14 protein-coding genes and 1 tRNA gene are annotated in these 12,660 nt (G+C 55.7%); 6 read left to right on the top strand and 9 right to left on the bottom strand.

Annotated features, from left to right (window positions below; translation table 11 throughout):
- Nucleotides 1-265: 265 nt before the first annotated feature.
- Complete coding sequence (locus GC177_10310) at nt 266-808, top strand: hypothetical protein (GenBank protein MBI1276343.1); 543 nt, start codon at nt 266-268, stop codon at nt 806-808.
- On the opposite strand, the gene GC177_10305 is transcribed toward GC177_10310, so the two are convergent.
- Nucleotides 750-2,969 (bottom strand): hypothetical protein, encoded by a 2,220-nt coding sequence (locus tag GC177_10305; GenBank protein ID MBI1276342.1) that lies wholly within the window; start codon nt 2,967-2,969, stop codon nt 750-752. The genes GC177_10310 and GC177_10305 overlap by 59 nt on opposite strands.
- Before the next feature lie 76 nt (nt 2,970-3,045).
- Nucleotides 3,046-4,299: a flavodoxin-dependent (E)-4-hydroxy-3-methylbut-2-enyl-diphosphate synthase gene (ispG, locus tag GC177_10300; protein ID MBI1276341.1), complete on the bottom strand. Its 1,254-nt coding sequence runs from the start codon at nt 4,297-4,299 to the stop codon at nt 3,046-3,048.
- Nucleotides 4,300-4,522: 223 nt separating this feature from the next.
- Between ispG and radA the strand changes: the two genes are divergently transcribed.
- The gene (radA, locus tag GC177_10295) at nt 4,523-5,911 is read left to right on the top strand and encodes a DNA repair protein RadA (protein ID MBI1276340.1); all 1,389 of its coding nucleotides are present in this window, start codon (nt 4,523-4,525) and stop codon (nt 5,909-5,911) included.
- On the opposite strand, the gene GC177_10290 is transcribed toward radA, so the two are convergent.
- The gene (locus GC177_10290) at nt 5,908-6,525 is read right to left on the bottom strand and encodes a hypothetical protein (protein ID MBI1276339.1); all 618 of its coding nucleotides are present in this window, start codon (nt 6,523-6,525) and stop codon (nt 5,908-5,910) included. The two genes, radA and GC177_10290, sit on opposite strands and share 4 nt — an antisense overlap.
- A gap of 134 nt (nt 6,526-6,659) precedes the next feature.
- On the opposite strand from GC177_10290, the gene GC177_10285 reads away from it, so the two are divergent.
- Nucleotides 6,660-6,735 (top strand) — tRNA-Ile (locus GC177_10285).
- Between the two features lie 56 nt (nt 6,736-6,791).
- Here GC177_10285 and GC177_10280 read toward each other — a convergent pair.
- Nucleotides 6,792-6,998 carry a hypothetical protein gene (locus GC177_10280; GenBank protein MBI1276338.1) on the bottom strand — a complete coding sequence of 69 codons (207 nt, stop codon included), beginning with the start codon at nt 6,996-6,998 and terminating at the stop codon, nt 6,792-6,794.
- Nucleotides 6,999-7,155: 157 nt separating this feature from the next.
- Between GC177_10280 and rlmJ the strand changes: the two genes are divergently transcribed.
- On the top strand, nt 7,156-7,986 hold the full coding sequence (gene rlmJ / locus GC177_10275; protein ID MBI1276337.1) for a 23S rRNA (adenine(2030)-N(6))-methyltransferase RlmJ: 831 nt from the start codon (nt 7,156-7,158) through the stop codon (nt 7,984-7,986).
- Here rlmJ and thiD read toward each other — a convergent pair.
- Nucleotides 7,972-8,769: a bifunctional hydroxymethylpyrimidine kinase/phosphomethylpyrimidine kinase gene (thiD, locus tag GC177_10270; protein MBI1276336.1), complete on the bottom strand. Its 798-nt coding sequence runs from the start codon at nt 8,767-8,769 to the stop codon at nt 7,972-7,974. The two genes, rlmJ and thiD, sit on opposite strands and share 15 nt — an antisense overlap.
- 69 nt (nt 8,770-8,838) lie before the next feature.
- Here thiD and GC177_10265 point away from each other — a divergent pair, with 69 nt between their 5' ends.
- A complete protein-coding gene (locus GC177_10265; GenBank protein ID MBI1276335.1) occupies nt 8,839-9,018 on the top strand; it encodes a hypothetical protein in 180 nt (59 codons plus the stop codon).
- Here the strand turns inward: GC177_10265 and rpoH are convergent.
- The gene (rpoH, locus tag GC177_10260; protein ID MBI1276334.1) at nt 9,015-9,899 is read right to left on the bottom strand and encodes an RNA polymerase sigma factor RpoH; all 885 of its coding nucleotides are present in this window, start codon (nt 9,897-9,899) and stop codon (nt 9,015-9,017) included. The genes GC177_10265 and rpoH overlap by 4 nt on opposite strands.
- Nucleotides 9,900-10,034: 135 nt before the next feature.
- Between rpoH and GC177_10255 the strand changes: the two genes are divergently transcribed.
- Nucleotides 10,035-10,973 (top strand): YihY family inner membrane protein, encoded by a 939-nt coding sequence (locus tag GC177_10255; protein MBI1276333.1) that lies wholly within the window; start codon nt 10,035-10,037, stop codon nt 10,971-10,973.
- Here GC177_10255 and GC177_10250 read toward each other — a convergent pair.
- From GC177_10250 to GC177_10240, 3 genes are all read right to left on the bottom strand, one after another.
- Nucleotides 10,963-11,448: a hypothetical protein gene (locus GC177_10250; protein ID MBI1276332.1), complete on the bottom strand. Its 486-nt coding sequence runs from the start codon at nt 11,446-11,448 to the stop codon at nt 10,963-10,965. The two genes, GC177_10255 and GC177_10250, sit on opposite strands and share 11 nt — an antisense overlap.
- Nucleotides 11,445-11,933 carry a hypothetical protein gene (locus GC177_10245; GenBank protein ID MBI1276331.1) on the bottom strand — a complete coding sequence of 163 codons (489 nt, stop codon included), beginning with the start codon at nt 11,931-11,933 and terminating at the stop codon, nt 11,445-11,447. Before GC177_10245 ends, GC177_10250 begins: the two co-directional genes overlap by 4 nt.
- A gap of 91 nt (nt 11,934-12,024) precedes the next feature.
- Entirely contained in the window at nt 12,025-12,651 is a 627-nt protein-coding gene (locus tag GC177_10240; protein ID MBI1276330.1) for a DUF3035 domain-containing protein, read from the bottom strand.
- Nucleotides 12,652-12,660: the final 9 nt, after the last annotated feature.

Genomic DNA, 12,660 nt, shown 5'->3' with positions numbered 1-12,660 from the left:
GATGATCTACATCATCCAACGCAATTCGCTTGAAACGAATTTTTAGTTGATAACTAATCGCATTGAAGTTGCTCATCACAACTCAATGCTCTCACCATACCTGTCAAAGAACAACCGCCACAAATTCTCGAAGCGGGAGGGGCTATCTAACAAAGGGTTTGCACCCCGTCAACAGGGAAACGACGGCAAAATGCATTTTGTTGATAGATTATTTACCTTCAAGCACTTAAAATAAGCCTTTAGGCATTCAGCGCGGCAGGTAGCCATGCAATTATCGCTCAACAGCGCGGCCATGACGGCCAACAGCCGTTATATGGCGGCCTCCCACACCCGGCTGGATAACGGTCGGGAAACCTATCAGGTAACCGCCTCATCCCTTGATTACAGCGCCGTGATTGTGGATATCGCCTTGGAAGAGACCCCAAGCCCGGAGGCCGTCGCCATCCTTCATTACACCGCCCAATCCACCCGCCTGACGGGGGATGACAAGCGCGCCATCGCCAAACTGGCCGCCATTGTCGATAAGTTCGGCGGCGCCAACCACGGCAAACTCATGAAAGACCTTGCCGCCGTAGTTCGCATCATGGAACAGGCCAACCCGCCACGCGGCCAGAAATCAACCGGCCTGGCACGAATGCTGGAGCTTTACCGGGAGGAACGCGCCAAACTAGGCGACGATGCCACCCATGTACGTATTTTCCTGGAACAACTGGAAACACACTCGGTATCGTGGGAAACCACCATCCAGCCTAAGCAACACGCCCCGTCTCAAACGCCCGGTCAATCTCAGCCGCGGAAAGCTGAATGATATTGCTGTCATAATCGGAAAAATTACGGTTTCCGATGTTGGTTTCACGTGCTTCGGCCTGTCTGTGCAAAGCCTCAACCTGCCCTTTGATTTCCTCTAAATTAGCCACGGCTTCTGACCTGGCATCCTGGCCATCTCGGTTCCGAATGAAGCCGAAACGGATTTCCCCAGCCGTGACCAGGGCGGAATCGATCAATGTACCAAGCTGTTCCAGTTCATCTGAATTATATTTTCCACCGCGAACATCGGCAATGCGTTCATTGATGGCCTGCACCTTGGCTACAAAGGCCAAGCGCGTAACACCGGCCACACCAGCCATATCGTGAATTTTTTGAATCGCGTCCGGATTCAGGGTAACGCGATCGGGCGGGATGATTTCCATATCCTGAAGAGCCTCGGAAACCAGGCGGCCCACAGGTTGCTTACAGCGCTTACCCACGGCTTCTGTCAATGAATCCAACGCATCCGCACTTTTTTTACCAGTAACATACACGATATCCTGTTGAGCAACCTTATCCTGAATATTCTGCTCACTCACACGCATGGATAAATGATTACCCGCCTGCTGGATGGCCCCCTTATCCACCCCCTCCAACGCGGCAAGCTCGCGGGTCTGGGTCAAAAACCCCTTGGTGACCTGTTGGTAGTCATAGGTAATATCGGCCAGGGCAACGGCATACCGTGCATCAACAGCCTCCTTGGCGGCATAGGCATCATGCACGGGCTGAAGAATATTCAGGCTGTTGCGTATCTGTGCAACGGCGGCTTCATATTGCTTTGGTTCCAGATTCTCGAGATGCTCAAGCTGCTGCAAAACCCGTCCGGCATTTTCGCGTAAAGCGGTGAAGCGCGCTTCGTCGACCCCGTCTGGGTTCGTCGCGCATTCCTGCTGCAAAGCTCTAAAGTCGTTATTGTATGTATCGATGGTATCGTTAATGCGTTGATAAATCCGATTAACGGCCTGCGTAACATCGCTGCTCTGGCCGTAATTGCCGGTAATGCGCGTAACAATGTCGCTGCTGGCAATTCGGTCAATAAATCCTATGCGCCTCAAAGCATCCGGAGCTGTCTTGTCCGGTACATGCACTATATCCGCAAAATGAGCCGCAGCCTCGCCATACGCATCCGTTGCGTCGCGTTTTGCCACCTCATATTGCTGGTCGAGAACTTCTTTATTGTTCCTTATACGGGCTAGGTCATCGCCGTATTGAACAGTAAATCGCTGCAAATCGTTCAGGCTGCCGTTCGCCAGTTCATCACGCGTTAGATTCTGACTTGTGGCAAGCGTTGAAAGCGCCGCTTCCACCGTTACCAGAAGACCTTCCACCTCCCCGAGTGTTTCGTTGCGCTTCTCCACCTCCAGCACAATGATCTTCTCCGCATTGCCGAGCAGCACCAGCACCCCGCTTTGCATGTCTTTTAGCAACGCGTCTTTGCCGTCAAACTTATGCGCCGCCAGTGCAGTCTTGAACTCCTTGTGAGCATCGATAATCTGCACGGGGCTGATCATCCTGCCATCATGCAGCGCTTCGTTCGCCGCCTGCAAAACCTGCAGACTATGTTTGATCTCATCATTATGCATCACGCGGTCAATATGAGGCTGCCCGGTTCTTCCGCGCGTAATCCATTGCGGAATATGATAGCGCCTGTCCTGAACCAAGCCCGGCGTATGATTACGCCCCTGTGCCACGGCTTCATCCATTCCACGCTCAAACACATTGAGCGGCTTCTCGGCGCCTGCGTCTTTCTTTTTAGGAACGGTATCCGTTTCGGCGCTTTTAAGGCGCATGCCATTCAATGCTGTCGTTTCATCAGCGGTCAATGCGCTGCCTAACCCCTGAACGGCATTTAACTGTGTAAGCAAAGGAACGTTTTTATCAAGAACCGCTTTCCGAATACCGTTGATCGCAGCGGGCCGCTTAATATCAGACTTGCCATTGATGGCTTTGATACCAGCAGCCGTAGAGTTCGACAACTCGACCTGATCACCGGTGCCCGCTTTACCAATATCACCCCGCAGTGTGGTCTGCGTATGGTTAATAACCTCGTATAATTCTCTGCCATTCTTAGAAATCTGGTTGATGGCAGCAAGAGCCTCGCTCAATGCCTGCAACGCTTCAAGCAAGTAGTTTGCCTGAGGTTTATCCATTTTTACGGCCATGGGCCTCTCCACCATTTAATGGAGGAAAGCTAACCTAAAAACCATAAATAAAAGTTAATTTGTTAACAACAATTGGTTAAGCAGCCTGCTGCCGCCCAAAGCGTTTTTCAATATATTCATTAACCATCACCTGAAATTCTTCGGCAATCTGGTCACCCCGCAGGGTGGCCACTTTCTGACCGTCAATGAATACAGGCGCCACCGGGCTTTCCCCTGTTCCCGGCAGGCTGATGCCGATATCGGCATGTTTACTCTCTCCCGGTCCATTGACGATACAGCCCATCACCGCCACTTTCAGCCCTTCCACGCCGGGATACCGGCTTTTCCACACCGGCATCTGCGCGCGCAGATAATCATCAATATTTTTGGCGAGCTTCTGAAAATAATCGCTCGTAGTGCGCCCGCAGCCCGGGCAAGCCGTTACGCTTGGCAAAAATTCCCTGAGGCCCATTGCCTGCAGTATCTCCTGCGCCACCACTACTTCCTTCTCACGCGGCGCGCCCGGCTCGGGTGTCAGGGAAATACGGATCGTGTCGCCAATCCCTTCCTGCAGCAGTTGCGACAAGGCTGCCGTGGAAGCCACAATGCCCTTGCTGCCCATGCCCGCTTCCGTCAGCCCAAGATGCAGGCAATAATGGGAACGCTGTGCCAGCGCGCGATACACCGCAATCAAATCCTGCACCCGGCTCACCTTGGCGGAAAGGATGATCTGCTCCACCGGCAACCCAAGCTCTACCGCCTTATCCGCACTGATCAGGCAGGACTGCACCAGCGCCTCGCGCATCACGGCATCCGCAGGCAGCGGCTCCGCCAGCTTCGCATTATCATCCATCAGCTTGGTCGCCAGCTCCTGATCCAGCGAGCCCCAGTTCACGCCAATGCGCACCGGCTTGTTATATTCAATCGCCTTTTCCACCATGATGGAGAATTGCGGGTCTTTCTTCTGCCCGAATCCCACATTGCCGGGATTGATGCGGTATTTATCCAGCGCCTTGGCCATATCCGGATAATCACTCAGCAGCCGGTGGCCGTTATAATGAAAATCTCCCACCAGCGGCACGAACACGCCCATGGCACCCAGCTTTTCACGCACATGCGGCACGGCTTTGGCGGCATCTTCATTATTCACCGTCAGCCGCACAATCTCGCTGCCTGCGCGTGCCAGCTCGGCCACCTGCTTCACCGTGGAAGCCACATCCGCCGTGTCCGTATTGGTCATGGACTGCACACGCACGGGCGCATCGCCACCAACCATGACGTTCCCAACCTTCACACCATGCGTCTTATGCCGGACAACCGGCTGTAACGCGACCATAAGGACTCCAAGCATTAAAACTTTAAGGCTTTTACCATGTTGTGCCCTCTGGTAAAGAGATTTGGGCCTTGCCCCCATAAGCCCCCACCAAGAGGCTTGCCTCTTGGAACTCATATTTTCTTTTGTTTACCCCTAAGCCCTTTGGGCAGGGGTAAACAAAAGAAAATCCGGGGTACAGGGGGCAAGTCCCCTGTCAGGGTTTGGGACAGCGTCCCAATTTCTCACCAAAGGACAAAACATGGCAAAACCCCAAAGCTTTTATTCCTGCAACGCCTGTGGCTCCGTCCAGTCCCGCTGGGCAGGCCAGTGCCCTGCCTGCGGCGAGTGGAACACGCTGGTGGAAGAAGCCATCGACGCCAAGCCCAAATCCATGCAGTTCAAAAAAGGCAAGGGCGTGGAGCGTGTAGCCTTAAGCGCTGCGGGTGATGACACGCCGCGCACCCTCACCGGCATTGGCGAGCTCGACCGCGTGCTGGGCGGCGGCCTTGTCGCGGGCTCGGCCGTGCTGGTGGGCGGCGATCCCGGCATCGGCAAATCCACCCTGCTGCTGCAAATGGCGCACAAGCTCGCCATGGGCGGCCATAGCTGCTGGATGGTCTCGGGCGAGGAATCCATCCGCCAGATTTCGCTGCGCGCCAAGCGCCTCGGCGTCTCCAACGAGCAGGTCGGCGACAACCTCCAGCTCTCCGCCAGCGGGCAGTTACGTGACATCCTCGCCACGCTGGAAGGGCCGGACGCACCCGCCGTCCTCATCATCGACTCCATCCAGACCATGTATCTGGATTCGCTCGATGCCGCCCCCGGCACGGTCTCGCAGGTGCGTGCCTGCGCCAATGAACTGATCCGCGCCACCAAAAAGCGTCACACCGCCCTTATCCTCGTTGGCCATGTCACCAAAGACGGCCAGATCGCCGGCCCCCGCGTGCTGGAACATATGGTGGATTCCGTCCTCTATTTCGAAGGCGAGCGCGGCCACAATTACCGCATCCTGCGCGGCGTGAAAAACCGTTTCGGCGGCACCGACGAAATCGGCGTGTTCGAGATGGCCGACAGCGGCCTGCGCGAGGTCAACAACCCCTCCTCCCTCTTTCTCAGCGACCGCAAGCAGGATGTCAGCGGCTGTGTCGTCTTTGCTGGGATGGAAGGCAGCCGACCGCTGCTGGTGGAGATTCAGGCGCTCGTTGCGCCAAGCGTCATGGCCACTCCCCGCCGCGCCGTCGTCGGATGGGACCAAAACCGCCTCGCCATGCTGCTCGCCGTGCTGGAAGCCCGCGGCGGCGTGCGCCTGAGCGACAAGGAAGTCTATTTAAACGTCACCGGCGGCTTTAAGGTAAACGAACCCGCGGCCGACCTCGCAGTCGCTGCCGCCATCGTCTCCGCCATGCTGGATAAGCCCATCAGCCCGGACACGGTACTGTTCGGTGAAATCGGCCTCTCCGGCGAAATCCGCCCCGTCGCCCACATGGATCGCCGTGCGCGTGAAGCCGCCAAGCTCGGCTTTCATCATGCCATTATGCCGCCTGTTACCAAAGGCAGCAGCACGGGCATCGCCACGCGCGAGGTGGAGGACATCCACAGCCTGCTCACCGCGCTGGAACAACCCGCCAAATGGAAAGCAAGCGCCTAAACAATTCCGTTGTCGCGCGCCTGTTTGAATAGGTCGGCAAGCCGTCCCAGCTGCTCATCCTTGCTGGCGATCAGGGCTTCCACTTCATCCGGTGTTGCAAATAACGAGTTTGGGGCTTCATCTTCCCACTTATTCCTGATTACATCGGCACTGTCGTGAGTCGTTGCCAGAATCATCATATTTCGCAATTCATGCACACTGGCAATAAGATGCGCGTCAAGGAGATGGGGAGCGCTATCCACCAGGCGTCGGCTGAATTCATTGATGGCCTCTCTGGCCAGTTCGGCCTGTTCGGACATGGCTATATTAAAATCGAGAATACGGTCGTAACACCATTCGGTGTAAGCTTGGTTGAATGCATGCGGATTGGAAGTGGAAATGAATGCATTTCCCAGCTCTTCGATAATCTGTCGGAATGTTGGCTCCTCAGAGCCTTTATAGCCGACTTTCCCATGCGCTCCGCAGGCGGCGAAAAACTCCTGAATGGCGGTCATGGCGGCTTCCATGGGATAATAAGCGCCCAACTCGCGGTCAAACACCTCCTCAAGCAATTCCTTACCTGCGTCGCTGACCTTCCAAACGCCGGTTTCGTGGGTAAACATGGTGGTTGACATACAGCCTCGCATCAAGGTTTCGGCATGCATTATATGTCTGAATTATGGCGTCTTTATGAAGATGCCCCAAAAGCCCGTTTAGCAGGCAGTTGCACAAGCGGCCATATCCCGCTAACCAGTAATCACCGCGCTCAGGGGGGTTAGCTCAGCGGTTAGAGCAGTCCGCTCATAACGGATTGGTCGGGGGTTCAAATCCCTCACCCCCCACCATGTTCAGATAAAAAAAGGGCGCCCAAAGGCGCCCTTTCATCGCGAGACTTAAAAGCTTACTTGGAAGCTTTCTTGTGCTTGCGCTTATGCTTTTTCATTTTCTTCTCAACCGGAGCCTGCTCCATCGCGGGAACAACCTCAACAACTGCTGGCTTGCGCCAGGAGTCACGGGTATCGCGCGGAGTCGGGTAGGTTTGAGCAGAAGCGCCAGTAGCGGCCATAACCGTGGTCGCCAGCAGAGCGGAAGCGATAACAATACGCATGGGATTCCTCCAGAAAGATTTAGTATAGAATTGGCATAAACCAACGCATGAGTCCCATCAATTGGCTAATTTTTCATTAACATCAAGCCCATGTTTTTTGCTATGCCATACCAGCATGAATGAACATGAGAATTTTAGCAGATAGTATCACAGGCGGATGAATTACCGGCACCTATTCCACGCGGGCAACCGCGCCGATGTCATGAAGCACGCCGTGTTGGCGCTGGCATTAACACGGCTGGCCGCGAAAGATAAACCCTTCCGTTTCATCGACACCCATGGCGGCATCGGCCTTTACGACCTGCAGGCGGATGCCGCCCGAAAAACGCTCGAAGCCGAAGGCGGCGTCAAGGCCTTGTGGCGCCATCGCCATGAGGCCCCGGAAGCATTCGCGCCCTATCTTTCGGCCATAGCCGGGATAAATGCCGCCGATGATTGCCGGTATTACCCCGGCTCACCTGCCGTCGCATTATCGCAGCTGCGGGCGGCGGACAAAGCCATTATCAATGAACTCCATCCGGATGATGCCCATTCCCTTGCATCCTGGGCCAGGCACGACAAACGCCTCAAAATCACCCGACAGGATGCATGGGCGGCCCTCGTCTCTCTTGTACCTCCGCCTGAAAAGCGCGGGCTGGTCCTGATCGATCCGCCCTTTGAGAAAACAACCGAGTGGAACGACCTCGTGACGGCGATGGAAAAAGCCCTGCCCCGCTGGAATGGCGGCAGCTATCTGATTTGGTACCCAATTAAAATGAATAGTAGCGAAGATCAGGCCATTGCGGCCCTTGGGGCCATACCGAAACTTCCGGAAAGCTGGCGCATGGAATGGTGCTGGCAAAGCCAGAATGAACCCGGTCTCAGCGGCAACGGATTGGTACTGGTCAACCCACCATATCCACTGGTGGATTCCTTACAGAAAATCCTCACCTGGCTGCATGACACGCTGGGCAGCCAGACAGGGCGTATATCCCTAAACCGTCTGTAATATCCATCCATGCCCAAGCGGCCCATGACCCGAACCAAACCCGGGAGCGTGACGAATGGCGGAAGCAACATAATTTCGCGCATTTTGAACGGCGTTAACAATGGATTCTCCCCTCGATAAATGCGCCGAAATGGCAGAAGCCAGCGTGCAGCCGGTTCCATGCGTATGCACCGTATCAATGCGCTCGCCTTCCCAGACATGATAATCACCCTGTGCGGTCAGCAGCCTGTCCTTCAGTACGGCTCCAGGCAGGTGCCCCCCTTTAAGCAGCACGGCTTTGGGGCCCATATTCAGCAATGCCTTCAGCGCGGCATGCGCATCTTCCTCCGTGGTGATGCGCAATCCCGTCAGCGCTTCCGCTTCCGGAATATTGGGTGTTAGTAGACTGGCACGCGGCAAAAGCCGCTGGATCAATGCTGCTTCGGCTTCCGGCTTCAGCAAACGGGCTCCGCCTTTTGCCACCATGACCGGGTCCAGCACCACGGGAATGGGGGCTCGCGTTTCCAGCACATCTGCCGCTGCATCAATGATGTCATGGTTAAGCAGCATACCGGTCTTGATGCAATCGGCACCGATATCATCAAGCACGCTTTCCATCTGTTGACGCACGAAGGAAGCCGGCACGGCCATCACGCCCTGCACACCCAGCGTGTTCTGTGCCGTCAGCGCTGTGATGGCCGTTGCCGCATAAGCTCCCTGCATCGTCACAGCCTTGATATCCGCCTGAATACCCGCCCCGCCGCCTGAGTCCGATCCGGCTACGATCAATACGCGCCCTGTCATGCTGTACCCTTTGCGGATGGATGTTTAGCGCCTATATTACCATCATAACGGCAGCAACAGGCAACCATCATGAACGACGATGATGAAATGGGACCGATCAATGCGTCCGAAGAAAGCATTGCCATCCGCATGGCAAAGGCCAAGCTGAAATTCATGCTGGAAAACGGCAATGAGGAAGCAATCAAGAACTTCCTGTCACAGCGGATGAAAGATTCCTCACAGATGGCCCCTTCGTCAAAAGACGATTAAGCCTTTGGCGCGGGCAATGCTTTGACCTGCGGCGCCACCAGCGCCTGAAGCTTCTCGAACGCGCGGTTTTCAATCTGACGCACCCGCTCGCGGGAAATGCCGTATTTCTGGCTGAGCTCTTCCAGTGTCACGGCGGGGTCCGTTAAACGGCGGCCGCTAAGGATGTCGCGCTCCCGCTCATTCAGCTGGCCAAGCGCGTCGCGCAGTTTGTTCTGCCGCTGCGTGGCTTCCTGATACTCGCCCAGCATCACTTCCTGGTTATCGCGCTCATCCGGCAGCACATCCATCCATTGCGTATCGCTGTCGCCACCCATGGTAGCGTTCAGCGGACGGTCGGAAGCGATCATGCGGTGGTTCATCGCCACCACATCTTCCTCATCCACACCCAGTTCGTTGGCAATCTGGCTCACCTGCTCATGCGTCAGGTTGCCGTCATCCGCCGCGCGGATGCGGTGCTTGATACGGTTGAGATTGAAGAACAGCTTTTTATGCGCCTGCGATGCACCAACCTTCACCAGCGACCAGGAACGAAGGATATATTCCTGAATGGCCGCCTTGATCCACCACATCGCATAAGTGGAAAGGCGGAAACCCTTCTCGGGGTCAAAGCGCTTCACTGCATGCATCAGGCCGATATTGCCCTCCGAGACCATCTCGGCAAACGGCAATCCATACCCGCGAAACCCGCTCGCGATTTTTACCACCAGGCGCAGATGGCTGGTCACCATACGGTGCGCGGCTTCCATGTCGCCGTGGTCAAGATAACGGCGGGCCAGCATGTATTCTTCCTGCGCTTCCAGCATCGGAAATTTTTGCACGTCGCGTATATAACGCTCGAGCCCCGACCCAGAAGCAATCACCGGCAGTGCTAGACTAGCCATAGTAAACTCCAGAAAATGGGATCAACATACAAAACTTAGATGATAAACCATGTGAACTGTTGTTATCGTTCTCATCATCACTTAGATAGTTAGCAGATTCTGTTCCGTTTTTCAAGTATAGGTAGCGCCCAAAGCATGCAGCAAACGCATGGCAAACCAACCAGGAAAGCGCGCGAGGCCGCCCAGGAACTGGGCAATCTTGAAGGCATTCTGGTGCACCTGCGCTGCTTCTGGCAGGCCTTGGTCAACACCATCAATCACGACGGCGTGGAGCATGCCGGATACCTGGCCTTTTTAGGTCTTCTCTCCCTATTCCCCTTTCTGGTGCTGCTGGTGACATTCGCCGGGATGCTGGGAGAACAGGATATCGGCCTGTCCTTCGTTACCCTCATCACCCGCAACCTGCCTAAACATGTGGTGGACGCGCTCATGCCCCGCGTGCATGAAATCGTTTCCGGCCCGCCACAGGGTATTCTGACGATCGCCATCCTCGGCGCCATGTGGACGGCCTCCTCCATCGTGGAAGGCCTGCGCACCATCCTTAACCGTGCTTACCGTGTGCATACGCCGCCGGCCTACCCGTTGCGCCGCCTGCTGTCCATCGTCCAGCTTCTGATGGTGATGGTGATCGTCATCAGCGGCATGATCATCCTTGTAGTAGCACCCATCGCCCTGCACTGGCTCGAGGAATTGCTGCACGTTACGCTGCCGTTCCAGTTTAAGGCCGTCAGTGCCATTTTCACCATTGTCATGATGTGGATGGCCGTAGCCTCAGTCTATTATGTTTTGCCCAACCTGCGTCAACGCTTTGTGGCAACGCTGCCCGGCGCGCTGCTGGCCGTCGCCTTGTGGGTATTAAGCGGCTGGCTGCTGACCTTCTACCTATCCCAATTCCAACAGATCAACCTGATCTACGGAAGCCTTGGCGGCATCATCGCCTCGCTTCTCTTTTTCTACATGACGGGGCTGGCCGTCATTTACGGCGCGGAATTCAATTACCTGATGGAAGAGCTCTACGAGCAGCCGCACGTGGAAAAAATCAAGGCAGGCAAAACAAACAAAACTAAAACATGAAGCCCGGCAGGCGGTGCATGTGTAACAGCCAGCCCAAGGCCCCGGCAATCGCCACGCCGTAAGGAATAGGCTCACGCACCATCAGCAAACGCGGCAAACGCGAAAGCGGCAGATAACTAAGCACAAATCGCACCAGCAGCAATGCAATCGCAAGAACACCTCCGAATACGCCGCTTAGCATCAGCAGATGCAAAATAGCCGGAGGTCCGGCCCACAACGCCGCCACCGCCAGTAGCTTGGCATCTCCCCCGCCGATGATGCGCATGGCAAAAAGTCCAAAGCCTGCAAACAGCGTCACCATGCCCACCAGCAGCGCCATCGGCCAATCCACCGGCTGCAGAAACGGCAGCAGCAGATACAGCAGCAGATACAGCCCCACCAGCCAATTGGGAATCAGGTAACGCCACGCATCCAGCACGGCCGTGAACACCAGCAGGAAACTCAGCCCTAGCGCCAGCGCCTCAAGCACGGTCAATCGTTGTTCTTATTGCGGAACTTATCCAGGGCAATCACCTTGGCGCCCGTCGTCTTGTTTTCCTTGGCATCGTCGTCGGATGCGTTATCGAGCAACTCATCCAGGCTCGCCTGGCCCGTATCCGGCATTTCCTTGTGCTGAAACTGCAGACCGAACTTCACGCTGGGGTCGGCGAAAGCCGTCAACGCATCGAACGGCACCGTGATCTTCTCACGCTTGCCGTTGAAGGAAAGCATCACGCTGAACAGCTCTTCCTCCACCGTCAGGTTCCAGAACTGGTGCTGCAGCACGATGGTCATTTCCTCCGGGTAACGCTCCAGCAGGCTCGGCGCCATGGACACGCCCGGATAGGTGGTCTTGAACGAGATGTAGCAATGATGATCGCCCCGCAGCCCCTGCGCGGCCACACGGTGCAGGGTCTCCCGCACCACGCCGCGCATCGCGGCATCGATCATTTCAGCATAACCAATATAGTCATCCGCCATACACGGCATCTCGCCTTAAAAATGCTAAACACAGCTCTCTACATAGCCTTAGACACGACTAAGCACAAGCCAAAGCCTTTGCCCAAACAGCCTATTCGTCCTTATCGCCTTCATCGACTTTTTTGGGCTTCTTGTTGAAAACACCAAAACCGAAATTCTTGCTGTCTTCCGGCGGCGCCAGTTTCGTCGGGTCATTCTCGGGGTCGATATACCCTTCCGGCCGCTTTTCAATATCAGGGCTGGTTTCAGGATGTTTGGACGCTTCCTTTTTCGGGTCGATCGTATCGCCCTTCACTTCCCCGTTCGGGTTGTCCACCAGCAGGCGGCCTTCCTTGAACTTGGTCCAGAGGGAATCGGTTTTTTCGTCTTTCCCTTGCTCCTTCAGCAGCTGCAGGCGAATATTATCCGAGCTCTTCGCGGCACCCGCCTTGCTCAACAAGGCCTCTTCATCGCCGGACAGACCATCGGACGCCGTACCACTGGTTCCAGTCAGCGCCTTTTGCGCCCGCGCCACCGTTTCCTCATGCGTGGGCCCCAGCTCACCGGGGCGTGGTGCCCTGAGATCATAGGCCTCCGGCATGGAAAGCGGCGGATTGGTCAATACCTTGAACTCATCCGGCGCGCGTTTGGAAAACCCCAGCGCGCGCTTTGTATCGTCGCACCCGGTCAGCACCAACGGCAGGACCGCACATATAATGAACGCTGTTTTTTTATTCATAACCCCAGG

The organism is bacterium (genome assembly GCA_016124905.1).
Classification (GTDB): Bacteria; Pseudomonadota; Alphaproteobacteria; order Rickettsiales; family RI-342; genus RI-342.
Note: the sequence above shows the minus strand (reverse complement) of the source record. Positions and strands in the feature narration are given on the sequence as shown.